The sequence below is a fragment of the Chromobacterium sp. S0633 genome (genome assembly GCF_024158805.1).
Classification (GTDB): Bacteria; Pseudomonadota; Gammaproteobacteria; order Burkholderiales; family Chromobacteriaceae; genus Chromobacterium.
On the sequence record NZ_JAMZGH010000026.1, the window covers coordinates 22236 to 38152 of the forward strand.

The following is a 15917-nucleotide window of genomic DNA, read 5'->3' on the forward strand; positions in this document are numbered from 1 at the left end:
CGGTTTCAACGCCATTCCAAGCATCTCGCCAACGCTCAGCAACCATTGGACGGCGGCCGACGCGACAGCGAGGCCAAGACAGCGCACCCCGACATGACCAACCTCCGCACCAGGCGCACATTATGGACTATCAGCTCGTCTCCCCTGAACGCTTCACCGAAGAGCAAAGCGAATTCGTGGCTCAGTTCCGCCAATCCGTCACCCAGATCTCCGGCCAGACCGACATGATCGTCGGCGCCAAAGACGCCAACTCCCGTCATCTGGCGTCCAGCGACGCCTACGCCAGAATCGTGGCGCTCAAGCGCGGAGACGACGTGGTGGACCGTCTGGACAAGGAAATGCCCTGCGAAGGCACCGCCCAGTTCGCCGATTGCTATGTGCAGGAAGACTTGGCGCTGATGCAAACCTGCGATCCGACGCGCAAGGTCTCCATCCTCAACGTGCATGAATACGGAGACGGCCTCAAGGCGCGGGTGTTCTCCAAGCATCTGCTCAAGCACGAGGCGACGCGCTCCATCCTGGGCACCATCTATTACGCGCATGAAATCGAGATCGCCAACTTCATCAACCTGATGCCCAATTACATTTTGGAATTCGGCGCCGGCTGCAGCATAGAACAGGTGCAGGGCGAATTGAAACTGCTCGACGTGGAATTGACGGAATACGAACAGGAAGTCTGCTTCCTGATGCTGCTGAATTGGGACTTCAAGCAAATCGCCGACTTCATGAACAAATATCGGCCCAAGCCCAAAACCCGGGTGGCGGATTCTATTATCAAGAGCAAAAACTATATCTGCGAAAAACTGGGCCTGCCCTCTCAACGACGCGCCGAATTATGCGATGCGCTGATTGCCGCCGGCATGCACCGCAAAATGCCGACCTCGCTTTTTAGCCGGCTGATCGGCTCCAAACAGCTGTGATATCCAACTGGGTATTCTCCATTTTTCTGGAGTTACCCCATAAGCATAAAAACGCTATGCTCTGAGCCTGGAGCGGTACACCGCGCGGCCGGACTGCCATCCCATGCCGATATCGCCGGCCCATCACGCGGCGAAGCCGGGCGGCCGACGCATCTCGCCGGTTCGCGCCTCAAGCGCGACGCCGCGACGCACTATCGGGATGCCGGCCGCTCGACAATAAAAAAACTTGAAACGCCGCCAAATCCAGCCCTTGCGCAACGCCAAGCGCCTCCCGCCTGCGCGCCGCCTCAGGCGGGCGTCGCAAGGCGACGCCAGGACGGCGAAGCGGCGGCCATTTCAAGATCAACGCGGGCCAAAGAGAAACCATGATGCGACAGGAGTCAGCAATGAGCATACGCGCCTTGAATTATGGCAAGCATTCTGCAAGATCCTTATCGGGAATCGCCAGAAACGTGGAGGCCTTCGCGCTGGACACGATAGACGGCGAACGCGTGATCATCACCCTGCCCGCCATCCAGGGCGAGCAAGGCAGCGAATGGGAAGGATCGTTGATTTTCCGTCACGACTACCTGTTGGAGCTGCTGGCCTACAGCGTGGAACACGGCATCATCAAGCCCGGCGAGGTCAGCAAGGCCTTGATCGACGGCAGTTCGCGGCCCAGCCAGGTCTAAGACCGCGAACAGACGCCAAACCCGAACCCGAGCATCCTCCAACCGCCGCGCCATGCGCGGCGGTTTTGCTTTCAGCGGCCGCCCCGGCGGCATATCGCCGCCAGTTCCCCGGCCGCGGCGGCCGGGTCCGCCGCGCCGAACACGCCGCCTATCACCGCGATCGCATCCGCGCCGGCCGCCAGCGCCTGTCCGGCGTTGCCGGCATGGATGCCGCCTATCGCCACCAGGGGCGCGCCCAAGCTGCGCGCCTCGGAAAACAGACCCAGCCCCGCGCGCGCCGCGTCCGGCTTGGTGCCGGACGGAAACACCGCGCCGAAGGCGAGGTAGCTGGCGCCGGCCTCCGCCGCCCGTCGCGCCCGCTCTAGGCTGTCGTAGCAAGACGCGCCTATCAGCGCGCCGGCGCCCAGCCGCCGCCGCGCCGCGCTCAGGGCGGCGTCGTCGCGGCCCAGATGCACGCCGTCGGCCCCGACGCGCGCCGCCAGCTCCACATCGTCATTGACGATGAAGACCACGCCCTTGCGCCGGCACAGCTCGGCCAGCGCCTGCGCCTGCTCCAGACGCAAAACCGCGTCCTCGCTCTTGTTGCGGTATTGCAGGATGTCGATGTGCGGCGCCGCCACCTGCGCCAGGCTCAGCAGCCGCGCGCTGTCCTCGGTGTCCGGCGTGATCGCGTACAGCCCCTTAAGCCTGTCCGGCATCGTCGTCCTCGTCGTCGCCGCGCGCCCAGAACATCCGATCCGGCAGGAACTGGCCCATGCCGGGCCGGAAACCGTTCAGCAAGGCCTGGTAGGTGTATTCCTGCGCCTCCCGCACCGCTTCCGGCAACAGCAGGCCGGTGGCCAGCATGCCGGCGATGGCCGAGGCCAGCGTGCAGCCGGAGCCGTGGTAGCTGCCCGGCAGACGCTCCCAGGCGTCGGAGCGCACCAGGCCGCCGGGACCGTACAGCTGGTTGACCACTTCCTTGGTGTTTTCGTGGGTGCCGGTGATCAGCAGGTGCGGGCAGCCCAGCGCCAGGATGCGCTGCGCGCACTGCTCCAGCGTCAGATCCTCGTCCTCGTCGGCGTCGTTGCTGGCGATGCGCCGCGCTTCTATGCTGTTGGGCGTCAGGATGGACACCTGCGGAATCAGCATGTCGCGCATCGCGGCGATCAGGTCCTCGTCGGCCAACTCGTGGCCGCCGCCGCTGGCCAGCACCGGATCCAGCACCACCGGGATGTCCGGGTAGTCCGCGATCAGCTGCGCCACCACCGCCACGTTCTCCACGCTGCCCAGCATGCCGATCTTGAAAGCGGTGACCGGAATGTCTTCCATCAGAAAACGCGCCTGGTCATTGACCCAGTCCGCGTCCAGCACCATAAAGTCATTGATGCCGACGGTATCCTGCACCGTAATCGCGGTGATCACCGACAAGGGATGGCATCCCAGGCTGGCCAGCGTCAGAATGTCGGCCTGGATGCCGGCGCCGCCGGAAGGGTCCGAGCCCGCCAGGGTAAGGACCACGGGAGGAGTGGGCTGAGTGGTCAAGACGGAAACCTCTTCGTTCTGTATATGGGCGGAGCGGCCGGCGGGCGCATTGTCAGTGTCGCGGACCACTCTTAGAATAACTGTTTTACTCGATCACAAGGTGATGCGATGCGTACTTGGATGTGTCTGATCTGCGGCTTTATCTACGACGAGGAAGCCGGCCGTCCGGAGGATGGTATCCCGCCGGGCACCAAGTGGGAAGACATTCCGCCCAACTGGACTTGCCCGGATTGCGACGCGCGCAAAGACGATTTCGAAATGGTGGAAATCTGAGCCGGCGCCACCCGCGTCCGCCGCGATTTCCCGCCGCGCCGCAGCTCGCCGTCCAGGCGGCGTCCGGCGCTCAAGAGGCCATACCGCAATGAAAAGTTTCTGGAGCAAAACCCTGGCCGGCCTGCTGGTCGCCGCCGCCCTCGCCGGCTGTGCCCAGGTCAACACCACCCAGGGCGGCGCCGTCGGCGTCAACCGCGGTCAAACCATGCTGCTGTCCAGCCAGGAAGTGGAGCAGATGTCGGCCAAATCCTATGCCCAGCAGCTGGGCAAGGCGCGCGCCGGCGGCCAGCTCAACGCCGACGCGGCGATGACGGCGCGGGTGCGCAAAATCTCCCAGCGCCTGATCGCCCAGGCGCCGGTATTCCGTCCCGACGCCGCCAAATGGCGTTGGGAAGTCAATGTGATGCGCAATGACGAACCCAACGCCTACGCGATGGCCGGCGGCAAGATCATGGTCTACTCCGGCCTGATCACCAAGCTCAAGCTGAGCGACGCCGAACTGGCGGCCGTCATCGGCCATGAAATCTCGCACGCATTGCGCGAGCACTCGCGCGAAAGCATGAGCCAGGCCTACGCGCAGCAAGTGGGTCTGTCGCTGGTGGGCGCGGTGGCCGGCCTCAGGCAGAACCAGCTGGACATGGCGGCGATGGCCGCCGACGTGGCCTTGTCCAAGCCCAACAGCCGCACCATGGAATCCGAGGCCGACATCATGGGCCTGGAACTGATGGCGCGCGCCGGCTACGACCCCAACGCCGCGGTCAACGTCTGGAACAAAATGCAGGCGGCCGGCAATGGCGGCGGCGTGGAATTCCTGTCCACCCACCCGTCCGGCCCCACCCGCATCCACGACCTGCAGCAGCGCATCCCGCAAGTGATGCCGCTGTACCAGGCCGCGAAGAAAGGCTGAACATGCCCTTGCGCAAAGAGGATATGGACGCGCTGCTGGCCCAGGCCCGCGCCTTGCCAGGCGCCCAGTTCGACATCAAGTGGGAAACCCGGCGCGTGCTCAGCCTGGAAAGCAAGATGTTCGCCCTGTTCAACGACGACACGGTGATGTACAAGGTGGCCGACGACGATTTTCTCGTCCTCAGCGGCCTGCCCGGGGTGCGGCCGGCGCCGTATCTGGCGCGGGCGCGCTGGATAGAAGTGTCGTCGCTGGAGGCGCTGAGCCTGGAGCAGTTGCACGACGGCCTCGCCGACGCGCGGCGCCTGGTGCTGGCCAAGCTGCCCAAGGCGGTCAGACAGCGCTACGAGGCCAGCGCATGAGCGCAGCCGGGCCCATCGCCGCGGTGCTGATTCACGTCGCCGATTGGCGCGCCGGACTCGCCTGGTATCAACGGGCTTTTCCAGCGGCGCAAGCCGTAGACCTGCCCGATTTCGACTTCGCCTGCCTGGAATGGCAGGGCGTCCGGCTGGAAATCGTGCGGGCCGACGCCAAGGTGGGCTCCGGCGCGGCCGGCAGCGTCGTCTATTGGCGCAGCGGCGACCTGGACGCCGACATCCATCGGCTGACCGGCCTGGGCGCCGCCTTGTATCGCGGCCCGCTGGCGATAGAAGCGCAACAGGGCATCTGCCAATTGCGGGACCCATGGGGCAATTGCATCGGTTTGCGCGGCCCATGGACGCCCGCCACAAGGACAAGGACACCGTGAGCTACCTTTACCTGAAAGCCTTTCACATCTTTTTCGTGGTGTCCTGGTTCGCCGGGCTGTTCTACCTGCCGCGCCTCTACGTGAATCTGGCGCTGGCGGAACAGGACGCCGAATACCAGCGCCTGCTGCTGATGGCGCGCAAGCTCTACCGCTTCATGACCCCGCTGGCCGCGCTGGCGCTGGCCACCGGTCTTGGCCTGTGGCTGGGCTTCGGCATCGGCGGCGGCTGGCTGCACGCCAAGCTGACCCTGGTGCTGCTCTTGGTCGGCTACCACGGCTGTTGCGGCAAGCTCTACAGCGACTTCGCCGCCAAAACCAACCGCCGCAGCCATACCTGGTTCCGCGTGTTCAACGAACTGCCGGTGCTGGTATTGCTGGCGGTGGTGATTCTGGTGGTGGTCAAACCGTTCTGAGGAGATGGATCGCATGCGCAAATGGATTGCATTGTGGCTGGGCTGCCTGCCCGCCTGGGCCGCCACCCCGCTGCCGCCCAAACCGGCGCTGCCGCCGGAAGTGGTGGCCACGCTGCGCCGCGACGGCGCGGAGCTGCTGCGGCTGCCGATGTGCGTGGACGCCAAGGGCGCTTTTTCCGGCCAGCGGGAGGTCGGCGACGCCCTGCTCAGCATCGGCGGCACCGTCTCCGTGGCGCGCGCCCAGCACAAACCCTTGCTGAACGCCAACGCCAGCTGGAGCGACCAGGACGGCAAACGCGTGGTCAGCGCCCAGACCCTGATCGGCGCGCAGCCGGAATTGGTGGGGAGCTGGCCGCAACGCGCCACGCCTTACGGCCAGAGCAGCGGTGTAGTCTCTCAGCAAAGCAGCCTGTCGCTGTATCTGCAGATCTCGCCGCGGGCGGAAACCTGCGGTAAACCCAAGGGCGAACAGATCGCCCATTAGAAGCTGTTCAATGTCCGCTGCGCTGCGGCGATACAGCGTTGAATTGGCTGGAGTAGGTATAAAATGGCAGTGGAAATCGAACGCCGCTTCATCGTCGTAGGCGACGCCTGGCGCGGCCTGGCCCCAGGCGTGCAATACCGCCAGGGTTATCTGTCGGTGGAAAAGGAACGCACCGTGCGCGTGCGCGTGGTCGGAGATCAGGCCTGGCTGACGTTGAAAAGCAATATCAGCAACGTCAGCCGCCACGAGTTCGAATACCCGGTGCCGCTGGCCGACGCGCAAACCATCATGGGAGCGATGTGCCCGATGGTGGTGGACAAGCTGCGCCACCGCATCGAGCACGGCGGCTTCATCTGGGAAGTGGACGAATTTTTCGGCGACAACGCCGGCCTGGTCTTGGCCGAAATCGAGCTGCCGGATGAAAGCACCCCTTTCGACCAGCCTGCCTGGATAGGCGAGGAAGTCACCGAGGACGGCCGCTACACCAACGCCTATCTGTCCAAGAACCCCTATAGCCGCTGGTAGTCTTGCCGGCCTGACGCCATGGATTAGCGATGGTTCGGATCAAGGCTATGCGAATGGGTTGCCATATTGCAGAACGTAATCATGGTAGCCCATTTTAAATAACTTATGCTCCATCTCTATTCCCGCCGAATCACCCACGTGCAAAGATTTTAATACGCTTTCCGAAAACTCCATGGCCGCGGTTCCATTCGCTGTGGTCAGGTTTCTATCCCGCACCGTTTGCGCTGCGATAAAGCCTGCGTGATGGCGATATTCCGGATATTCCGCCCACAAATGCTGAGCATTGCCCGTATGGCGATAATCATTCAACAAGCCATTCCGCGCCAAAAAATCCACCGCGCCGCAAATTGCCGCCACGACAACCCCTGTTGCCAAGCAAGCGGCAACCCTCTCCCTCAACTCAGAGCTATCCAGGTCCCAGGCGTTGCCGCCGACTAAAACCAACAGCGCGGTATCGCCGGGAATATCCATCAGCGCGTAGTCAACAACCGTTGTAAAACCGCCCATGGATTTGCACACGCCCCGTTCCAAGGAGGCCGTGGCCACCGACCACTGCTTGCTCATCGCCAGCCGGCTGGCCAGAAAAGCGCTTTCCCACTCGGCGTACTCATCCAATAAGAAAAATACGGCTTTTTTCATGACGCGTTCTCTATCGAAAATGACATGGTCAAAAGCATATATCACTCATAGCCCACCCACGCCAGCCTCGGTTAAAATAGCGGCCAATGGCGGGTCCAGCGCCCGCGCCCAATCCGAACACACCCGCGGCCGCGGCCGCCCGACAAGGAAACGCACATGTCCCGCAATCTGGAACTGTTTGAACGTGGCAAGAAATCCATCCCCGGCGGCGTCAACTCGCCGGTGCGCGCCTTCGGCCAGGTCGGCGGCACGCCGCGCTTCGTCCAGCGCGCCGAAGGCGCCTACTTCTGGGACGCCGACGACAAACAGTATCTGGACTATGTAGGCTCCTGGGGTCCGGCCATCGTCGGCCACGCCCATCCGGACGTGGTGCGCGCGGTGCAGGAAGCGGCCGTCGGCGGCCTGTCCTTCGGCGCGCCCACCGAGGGCGAAGTGCTGATCGCCGAGGAAATCCGCAAGCTGCTGCCCTCGGTCGAGCAAGTGCGCCTGGTCTCCTCCGGCACCGAGGCCACCATGTCGGCGATCCGCCTGGCGCGCGGTTTCACCGGCCGCGACCTCATCGTCAAATTCGAAGGCTGCTACCACGGCCACTCGGACAGTCTGCTGGTCAAGGCCGGCTCCGGCCTGCTCACCTTCGGCAACCCGTCCTCCGGCGGCGTGCCGGCCGACTGCACCAAGCACACCCTGGTGCTGCAGTACAACGACGTCGAACAGCTGGACAAGACCTTCCGCGAAATCGGCGGCCAGATCGCCTGCGTGATCCTGGAACCGATCGCCGGCAATATGAATTTGATCCAGCCCTCGGCCGAGTTCGTCCAGGCGCTGCGCAGCCTGACCGAACAACACGGCGCGGTGCTGATCTACGACGAAGTGATGACCGGTTTCCGCGTGGCGCTGAACTGCGCCCAGGGTCTGCACGGCGTCAAGCCGGACCTGACCACGCTGGGCAAGGTGGTGGGCGGCGGCATGCCGCTGGCGGCCTTTGGCGGCCGCGCCGACATCATGGCCTGCATCGCGCCGCTGGGCAACGTCTACCAGGCCGGCACCCTGTCCGGCAATCCGCTGTCAGTGGCCGCCGGCCTCGCCACCCTCAAGCTGATCCAGCAGCCGGGCTTCCACGCAGAGCTGGGCCGCCGCACCGCGCGTCTGGCCCAGGGCCTGGCCGACGCCGCGCGCGTGGCCGGCGTGACCATGAGCAGCGACAGCGTGGGCGGCATGTTCGGCTTCTACTTCAGCGAGCACGCGCCCAAGTCCTACGCCGAAGCCACCCGCTGCGACATCGAACGCTTCAAGCGCTTCTTCCACGCGATGCTGGACGAAGGCGTCTACCTGGCGCCGTCCGCCTACGAAGCCGGCTTCGTCTCCAGCGCCCACAGCGACGACATCATCGAGCAGACCCTGGCCGCCGCCGCCCGCGCGCTGAGCCGCGTCTAAGCCTGAACGCCGCCGCCTCCGCGCGGCGGCGCCTTCCCGCATGCACACTCCCCCCACCCGCCTGGCCTGGCGGCTGCGCGTCGAAGCCTCTGGCGTGGAACTGCAGCCCTGCGAGCAAACGCGAGGTCCCGACGGCTACGGCCGCGGCCGGCGCCTGCCGCTCACCAGACTGCTGGCGGAACAGGACGCACTGGACTGGCTCGGCGGCCAGGACCGGCTGATCCTGCGCGCGCTGGCCGCCTTGCAGGCCGACATCGCCGCCGACGGCCACGCGGCGCTGGACGCGCTGGCCGCGCTGCCGCTGCTGGTCGGCCACCCGGCGCTGTACTGGGCCGACGCGCCGGAACAGGCGCTGCGGGTGGAGGCCGGCCAAGTGGCGCTGGAACTGGAGCGCCAGGGCGAACAGATCTCCCTGCGGCTGAGCCCGCCCGGCATCGCCGCCTGCGCCGGCGTGCTGTGGCGCAAGCTGGCGCCGGACCGTCTCGCGGTCTACCGGCTGGACGAGGAGGTGCGCCAGATCGCCGCCCTGCTCGGCCACAGCCTGAGCCTGCCCTGGCACGCCCGCAAGAAAGTGCTGGACGCCATCCGCGACATCGCGCCGGAACTGCCCTTGCACGACGTCAGCGCCAGCTTTGACGACAGCCTGCCCAGCCAGCCGGCCGACGCCGTTCTGCGCGCGCTGTTGCGGCTGGACGAGGCCGGCCTGCGGCTGCAGCTGAAAGTGCGCCCGCACCCGGCCAGCGCGCTGTACGCGCCCGGCCGCGGCGCGCCCGGCCTGGTGGTGAGCGCGGACGGCGTCGCGCTGCAGCTCAAGCGCGACCTTCCCGCCGAGCGCGCCCGCCAGCGCCGGGTCCACGCCGCCTGCCCGACGCTGGCCGCCGCGCGCCGCGACGGCGACGAATGGGCGGTGGACGGCCAGCAGGCGGCCTTGGACCTGCTGGCCGAACTGCAGACGCTGGACGCGGACACCCTGCAATGCGAATGGCCGTCCGGCCAGCGCCAGCGCATCCGCGCCGGCGTCGGCCTGCCGCAGCTGAAACTGAGCGCCAAACGCAAGGGCGGCTGGCTGGAAGTGGACGGCGAACTGGGGCTGGACGACGGCAACATCCTGGCGCTGCGCCATCTGCTGGAAGCGCTGGCCGGCCAGTCCGGCCGCTACCTGCGCCTGTCCGACGGCGACTGGCTGGCGCTGTCCGACTCCCTCGCCGCCCGCCTGCGCCAGCTGACGCTGCTGGCCGACCACGCCGCGCCCGGCGGCCTGCGCCTGAGCCCGCTGGCCGCGCCGCGACTGGGCGAACTGGCGGCCGAGGCCGGCGCTTTCGACGGCGACGCGGGCTGGAATGAACAATGGCGGCGGCTGCAATCGCTGCAAAGCTTCGAACCCGAAATACCGGACACCCTGCGCGCCACGCTGCGGCCTTACCAGCAGCAAGGCTACAACTGGCTGGCGCGGCTGGCCCACTGGGGCGCCGGCGCCTGCCTGGCCGACGATATGGGCCTGGGCAAGACGGTGCAGACGCTGGCGCTCCTGCTCAGCCGCGCCACGCTCGGCCCGCAGCTGGTGGTGGCGCCCACCTCGGTGGCGCTGAACTGGCTGGCCGAGGCCGCCCGCTTCGCGCCCAGCCTGCGGCTGCGGCCCTACCAGCAACAACGACGGCTGGACAGCGCCGGCCCCGGCGATCTGGTGGTGGCCAGCTACGGTCTGCTGCAACGCGACGCCGACGCCTTCGCCGAGGTGCGCTGGGCCAGCGTGGTGCTGGACGAGGCGCAGGCAATCAAGAACGCCGCCAGCCAGCGCGCCCAGGCCGCCCACGCGCTCTACGCCGATTTCCGCCTGGCCGCCAGCGGCACCCCGGTGGAAAACCATCTGGGCGAATTGTGGAGCCTGTTCCGCTTCGTCGCGCCCGGCCTGCTGGGCAACGAGGACAAATTCCAGCAGCGCTTCGCCCAGCCCATCGCCGACGGCGACGAGGACGCCCGCGACGCGCTGAAGGCGCTGATCCGCCCCTATCTGCTGCGCCGCACCAAGCAACAGGTGCTGACCGAGTTGCCGCCGCGCACCGACATCACCCGCGCCGTCCCGCTGAGCGAGGCGGAAATGGAAGTCTACGAGGCGATGCGTCAGCAGGCGCTGGACAAGCTGGGCCAGCCGGGCGAGGCCGAGGGCGGCGCGATGCAAGTGCTGGCCGAACTGACCCGGCTGCGCCGCTTCTGCTGCCACCCGACGCTGACCCAGCCGGACAGCGCCTTGCCCTCCGCCAAGCAGGCGTTGTTCCGCGAACTGATGCTGGAACTGCTGGACAACGGCCACAAGGCGCTGGTGTTCAGCCAGTTCGTCGATCACCTCGCCATCGTCCGCCGCTGGCTGGATGAGCAAGGCATCCGCTACCAGTATCTGGACGGCGCGGTGCCCGGCGCGCAACGCAAGGCGCGCATGGACGCCTTCCAGGCCGGCGACGGCGAGGTGTTCCTGATCAGCCTGAAAGCCGGCGGCACCGGCCTCAATCTGACCGCCGCCGACTACGTGATCCACCTCGATCCCTGGTGGAACCCGGCGGTGGAAGACCAGGCCAGCGACCGCGCCTACCGCATGGGCCAACAGCGGCCGGTGACGGTGTACCGGCTGGTGGCCCAGCACACCATAGAAGAAAAGATCGTGGCGCTGCACGCCAGCAAGCGCGAGCTGGCCGACAGCCTGTTGGACGGCGGCGATCTCAGCGCGCGGCTGGACGGCGCGGCGCTGTTGGCACTATTGCGCCAAAGCTGAGCATTGCCCTTTCGTCATAAAATGGGCAAGCTGGCGTCATTTCCTTGATTCCGGATTATCCATGCTCAAAGCCCTCCTGCTGTCCAGCCTGCTGCTGTCCGCGCTGCCCGCCTGGGCCGGCCTGTCCCAGACCGACACCGCCTCCGAGAAAATCTCCGTCGGCACCCTGTCCATCGTCGCCGCGCCGGCGATCAGCGTGGCCGGCAGCGCCCAGGGCAAGGGCGAATCGCTGCTGGCCCCAGTGCTGGCGGTGACCGGCAGCGCCTATGTGATCACCGGCCTGGCCCAGGGCGCCGGCGACACCGTCAAGATGTCGCTGGACGCGGCGCAAGGCGGCGCCAAGCTGGTGGTGGAGTTGTCCGGCAAGGCGCTGAAAGCCACCGGCGCCGCGGTCGGCGCCTCGGTGCAAGTCACCGCGGTGGCCAGCGGCACCATGCTGGTCACCTCCGGCAAAGTGCTGGCCTTCATCCCCAACAAGCTGGGCGAGGCCCTGCTGGAGCACAACCGTGTCCCGTCCTGACGCTCTGCCCGCCCGTCTCGCCGGCCTTGGCCTGGCGCTCTGCCTGCTGTTGCCGCACGCCGCCCAGGCCGGCCGCAGCTGCGAGGAACAAACCATCACCCCGGCCACCTTCGGCAAGGCGATGGCCGCCGCCGAACAGCTGCGGCAAAAGCTGGACGCCAGCGGCGGCGACGTCGCGGTGATCGGCCGCGTCGGCCAGGACCTGTCGCGCTTCAAGCTGCGCTACACCCATGTCGGCATCGCCTACCGCCAGCCGGAAGGCCGCTGGCGCGTCGCCCACCTGCTCAACGACTGCGGCAGCGCCAGCTCCGACCTGTGGTACGAGGGCCTGGGCAATTTCTTCCTCGACGATATGTATTCCTTCGAATCGGTGGCGCTGCTGCCGCCGCCGGCGCTGGCCGCCCGCCTGCGCGAACGGCTGCAGACGCCGCCGCGGCTGCGCGAACTGCACACCCCGCAATACAGCCTGCTGGCCTATCCCTTCGCCACCCGCTACGAAAACTCCAACACCTGGGTGCTGGAAACGCTGGCGGCCTCGGCCAGCCAGGAAGCGCGCATCGCCAACCGCGAACAGGCGCAAATGTGGCTGAAGCTCAACGGCTACGCGCCGTCGGAACTCAAGCTGGGGCCGCTGACGCGGCTGGGCGGCCGCATGTTCAAGGCCAATGTCGCCTTCGACGACCACCCCAACGAGATGCGCTACGCCGACCGCATCCAGACCGTGACCGTGGATTCGGTGATGAACTTCCTGCAGGCCCGCAAGGAGGGCTGGCAAGTGTTGGACATCCCCGCGCCTTGACTTGGCCTAGAGCCTGTTCACGATCTTTTATGAGTACCTCGAGATGCTGCGTAGATACGTAGGAGACTTCGTATTCGACGCGCCCCGGCGCCCTTCAAACCTGCCGTCGGGTGGCGGGCCCGCGGTTTTAGCTACGCAGCAACTTCGCTTCGCGGGTTTTAAGCGGCGGCTTGTTCGAGCACCGCGACCTTAGCGCCCCATCACTGAGAATCTTTGAGAATCTTTGATTCGCTCAGCGATGGGGCGATTGGCTCGCGCAAATCTCCCTTTCCGTTTGATTCCCTCGCGACGCTTCGCTCGGTCAGGGCGGAACCGGCCCTAAATCATCATTTAGGCCATTAGCCCGATCTGAAATGATCAAAAACGAGCTCCAGCAGCAAAACCGGCCTACATAGCGCGGCGACGGGCCTGTGCCGCCGCCGCGCCTGGCCTCAACCGCTGTTGCGCAAGCCGGCCGAAGTGCCGTTGATGGTCAGATGGATCGCGTACAAGGCCTCGGCGTCGTCCGGCTGACGGCGCAGCCGGCTCAGCAACTCGGCCTGCAACAGGCCCAGCGCGTCCAGATACGGCAAGCGCGTTTCCAGGCTGCGGTGCAGCGTCGGGTTCTTCTCCAACAGCGCGCTTTGGCCGGTGACGGCGTAGAAAGCGTCCAGCGTGGCCTGCCACTCGGCCTGGATGCGGCCGAACAGCGCCTCGGCCAGCGCGCGGTCCTCCACCAGGCCGGCGAAGCGGCGGGCGATGCCCAGATCCGCCTTGGCCAGCACCTGCTCCATATTGGACAACACCACCTGGAAGAACGGCGAGCTGCGATACAGGCTTTGCAGGCGCGCGCGGCCGGCTTCGCCGTGGCGCTCGATAAAGGCGCGCACCGCCGAACCGACGCCGAACCAGCCGGGCAGCATCACCCGCGATTGCGACCAGGAGAACACCCAGGGAATGGCGCGCAAATCCTTGATCGAGGCCAGGCTCTTGCGCGAGGCCGGCCGGCTGCCGATATTGAGCTTGGCGATGGCGTTGATCGGCGTCGCCTCCAGGAAGTACTGCATGAAGCCCGGCGCTTCCACCAGCTCGCGATAAGCGCGGTAGGCGGCGTCCGACAACTCGTCGAACACCGTCTCGTCGGTCTCGCAGCTGGCGCAGCCGCTGAGGCTGGCTTCCAGCGTCGCCGCCACCAGGGCTTCCAGGTTGCGGCCGCCGATGGCCGGGTCCGAATACTTGGACGCGATCACCTCGCCCTGCTCGGTGATGCGGATGCGGCCGGCCACGCTGCCGGCCGGCTGCGCCATGATGGCTTCGAACGACGGACCGCCGCCGCGGCCCACCGAGCCGCCGCGGCCGTGGAACAGCCGCAGCTTGACCCGGCCGTCGGCGAAACAGCGCACCAGCCGCTTTTCCGCCTGGTAGAGCTGCCATTGGCTGGTCAGATAACCGCCGTCCTTATTGCTGTCGGAATAACCCAGCATCACTTCCTGCATGCGGCCGCGGCTGTCCAGCAGTTGCTGGTACCACGGCAGCGCGAACAGCGCCGTCATCACCTGAGCGCTGCGGTCCAGATCGGCGATGGTTTCGAACAGGGGCACCAGGTTGACGCTGGCGCGCGGCTGCCCGTCCACCAGCCGGATCATGCCGGCCTCCTTCAGCAGCAGCGCCAGCGCCAGGATGTCGCTGACCTGGGCGCAATTGGAAATAATGCTCTGACCGATGGCGTCCACGCCGAACTGGCGTTGGATCAAGGCTGCTTCGCGGAAGATGGCCAGTTCCTTCTCCGCTTCGGCGCTGTAGTCCAGATAGGGCGAATACAGCAGCCGCGGCGTGGCCAGCTCGCGCAGCAGCACCCGGGTCCGCGCCGCCTCGTCCAGCGCCGCGAACTCCTCCAGCCCGGCGCGGGCGAACAGCTCGCCCACCACCGCCTCGTGGCTGCCGGCGAACTGGCGCAGGTCCAGCGGCATCAGGAAGAAGCCGAACACGTCCACCGCGCGGATCAGTTCCGCCAGCCGGCCGTCGGCCAGCGTCGCGCTGCCGTGTTCGCGTAGCGAGGCGTCCAGCACCGCGAGATCGGCCTGGAATTCAGCCTGGTCGGCATAGGGCCGGCCCGCCGGCCAGCGGCCGCTCAGGCTCACGCCCAGCCGCAGGCCGGTGGCCAGCACCCGCGCCTCCATCGCCGCCAACGCGCGCCGGTACGGCTCCTCGCGGCGGCTCTCCTCCTGGTCCGGCGTCAACGCCGCCAAACCCACCAGGGCCGGGCTGACGCCGACCAGGCGCTGCGACAGCGACAGCTCGCGGTACAAGGCCGCCAGCTCGTACAGATAATGTTCGAAGGCCACTTGCGCCTGGCGCGTCACCGCGTGGCGCAGCACCACGGCGTCGACATTGGGGTTGCCGTCGCGGTCGCCGCCTATCCAGCTGCCGACGCGGATGAAGGACGGCAACGGCGTCGTCTGGCCCCAGGTGGCCTCAATCTGCCGGTCCAGGCGCTGATACAGCGCCGGCAAGGCCTGGAAGAAGGTCAGCGGGTGGTAGGCGACGCCGTTTTCGATCTCGTCCTTGACCGCCAGCTTGAAGTGGCGGATTTCCGAGGTCTGCCACAAGGCGACAATCACGCGCTTGAGTTTGGCCTCCAGCTCCTCTTCTTCTTCCGGCGTCAGGTCCGCCGCCGCCAGCTTGCCCAGGAAACGGCGCACCGCGCGGTGGCCGTCCAGCACGCTCTGGCGCTGCACCTCGGTGGGGTGGGCGGTGAGGATGGCGCCGACATAGGCGTCGCGCAGGGTGTCGGCCAGCATGGCGATGCTGACGCCGTCCGCCTTCAGCTTGCCCAGCGCGCGCGACAGGCTGCCCTGCTGCGGCGCGGAACCGGCCTGGCGGTGGGCGCGGCGGCGGCGCACATGGTGCAGATCCTCGGCGATATTGAACAGCTGGGCGTACAGGCCGCAGGCGCGCACCAGCGCCATCGCCGCCGCCGGGCTCAATTCCGCCGCCAAGGGCTGGCTGCGTTCCTCCGCGCTGCGGCCGGCGATGGCGCGCACCTCGGCGTAGACCTCGGAGCCGGCCTGTTCGCTCAACACTTCGGCCAGCGCGCGGTCCAGGCGCGCCAGATCGGCGCGCAGCGGCAAGTCCTTGTCTAAATCGCTCATTCGGTATTCCTTGATGATGACGAGCGGCCGTGGCCGCTCCTAGTTTTGAATCAGCTCAAGTCAGCGCGGTCGCTGACTTCAGACGATTCGTTTCGCATGCAAAACATCATAAGCAGGCTTGCCGCTGTAGTGGCAACACTACTGTCATTTAAGCCGTTAGATATT

At 66.6% G+C, this 15917-nt stretch carries 17 protein-coding genes; 13 read left to right on the top strand and 4 right to left on the bottom strand.

Going from position 1 to position 15917, the window contains the following annotated elements:
• Positions 1 to 122 precede the first annotated feature (122 nt).
• Together NK214_RS15890 and NK214_RS15895 are read left to right on the top strand one after the other, a co-directional pair.
• A complete protein-coding gene (locus NK214_RS15890) occupies positions 123 to 920 on the top strand; it encodes a hypothetical protein (RefSeq protein WP_107801184.1) in 798 nt (265 codons plus the stop codon).
• Between the two features lie 386 nt (positions 921 to 1306).
• Positions 1307 to 1591 (top strand): hypothetical protein, encoded by a 285-nt coding sequence (locus tag NK214_RS15895; RefSeq protein WP_146176757.1) that lies wholly within the window; start codon positions 1307 to 1309, stop codon positions 1589 to 1591.
• A gap of 71 nt (positions 1592 to 1662) precedes the next feature.
• Here the strand turns inward: NK214_RS15895 and thiE are convergent, their stop codons facing one another.
• On the bottom strand, positions 1663 to 2289 hold the full coding sequence (gene thiE / locus NK214_RS15900; protein ID WP_253314968.1) for a thiamine phosphate synthase: 627 nt from the start codon (positions 2287 to 2289) through the stop codon (positions 1663 to 1665).
• Entirely contained in the window at positions 2273 to 3115 is an 843-nt protein-coding gene (thiD, locus tag NK214_RS15905; RefSeq protein ID WP_227105696.1) for a bifunctional hydroxymethylpyrimidine kinase/phosphomethylpyrimidine kinase, read from the bottom strand. Before thiD ends, thiE begins: the two co-directional genes overlap by 17 nt.
• Positions 3116 to 3223: 108 nt before the next feature.
• Here thiD and NK214_RS15910 point away from each other — a divergent pair, with 108 nt between their 5' ends.
• From NK214_RS15910 to NK214_RS15940, 7 genes are all read left to right on the top strand, one after another.
• Complete coding sequence (locus NK214_RS15910; protein ID WP_039756174.1) at positions 3224 to 3388, top strand: rubredoxin; 165 nt, start codon at positions 3224 to 3226, stop codon at positions 3386 to 3388.
• Between the two features lie 88 nt (positions 3389 to 3476).
• Complete coding sequence (locus NK214_RS15915; RefSeq protein WP_227105698.1) at positions 3477 to 4295, top strand: M48 family metallopeptidase; 819 nt, start codon at positions 3477 to 3479, stop codon at positions 4293 to 4295.
• A gap of 2 nt (positions 4296 to 4297) precedes the next feature.
• On the top strand, positions 4298 to 4654 hold the full coding sequence (locus NK214_RS15920) for an MmcQ/YjbR family DNA-binding protein (protein ID WP_107801188.1): 357 nt from the start codon (positions 4298 to 4300) through the stop codon (positions 4652 to 4654).
• A complete protein-coding gene (locus NK214_RS15925; RefSeq protein WP_107801189.1) occupies positions 4651 to 5040 on the top strand; it encodes a glyoxalase/bleomycin resistance/dioxygenase family protein in 390 nt (129 codons plus the stop codon). Before NK214_RS15920 ends, NK214_RS15925 begins: the two co-directional genes overlap by 4 nt.
• Positions 5037 to 5453, top strand: a complete 417-nt coding sequence (locus NK214_RS15930) for a CopD family protein (protein WP_253314969.1) — start codon at positions 5037 to 5039, stop codon at positions 5451 to 5453. The genes NK214_RS15925 and NK214_RS15930 overlap by 4 nt, the downstream gene beginning before the upstream one ends.
• Positions 5454 to 5466: 13 nt before the next feature.
• Positions 5467 to 5937, top strand: a complete 471-nt coding sequence (locus NK214_RS15935) for a hypothetical protein (protein WP_253314970.1) — start codon at positions 5467 to 5469, stop codon at positions 5935 to 5937.
• Positions 5938 to 6000: 63 nt separating this feature from the next.
• Positions 6001 to 6462, top strand: coding sequence for a CYTH domain-containing protein (locus NK214_RS15940; RefSeq protein WP_107801191.1), 462 nt, complete (start codon positions 6001 to 6003; stop codon positions 6460 to 6462).
• Between the two features lie 45 nt (positions 6463 to 6507).
• Here the strand turns inward: NK214_RS15940 and NK214_RS15945 are convergent, their stop codons facing one another.
• A complete protein-coding gene (locus NK214_RS15945) occupies positions 6508 to 7101 on the bottom strand; it encodes a DJ-1/PfpI family protein (RefSeq protein WP_253314971.1) in 594 nt (197 codons plus the stop codon).
• Positions 7102 to 7257: 156 nt separating this feature from the next.
• On the opposite strand from NK214_RS15945, the gene hemL reads away from it, so the two are divergent.
• From hemL to NK214_RS15965, 4 genes are all read left to right on the top strand, one after another.
• Positions 7258 to 8535, top strand: a complete 1278-nt coding sequence (gene hemL / locus NK214_RS15950; RefSeq protein WP_253314972.1) for a glutamate-1-semialdehyde 2,1-aminomutase — start codon at positions 7258 to 7260, stop codon at positions 8533 to 8535.
• 40 nt (positions 8536 to 8575) lie between these two features.
• The gene (locus NK214_RS15955) at positions 8576 to 11302 is read left to right on the top strand and encodes a DEAD/DEAH box helicase (protein WP_253314973.1); all 2727 of its coding nucleotides are present in this window, start codon (positions 8576 to 8578) and stop codon (positions 11300 to 11302) included.
• Between the two features lie 61 nt (positions 11303 to 11363).
• Positions 11364 to 11822, top strand: coding sequence for a hypothetical protein (locus tag NK214_RS15960; protein WP_253314974.1), 459 nt, complete (start codon positions 11364 to 11366; stop codon positions 11820 to 11822).
• Positions 11809 to 12621 (top strand): DUF2145 domain-containing protein, encoded by an 813-nt coding sequence (locus NK214_RS15965; RefSeq protein WP_253314975.1) that lies wholly within the window; start codon positions 11809 to 11811, stop codon positions 12619 to 12621. The genes NK214_RS15960 and NK214_RS15965 overlap by 14 nt, the downstream gene beginning before the upstream one ends.
• 431 nt (positions 12622 to 13052) lie before the next feature.
• Here the strand turns inward: NK214_RS15965 and ppc are convergent, their stop codons facing one another.
• Entirely contained in the window at positions 13053 to 15752 is a 2700-nt protein-coding gene (gene ppc, locus NK214_RS15970; protein WP_253314976.1) for a phosphoenolpyruvate carboxylase, read from the bottom strand.
• Positions 15753 to 15917: the final 165 nt, after the last annotated feature.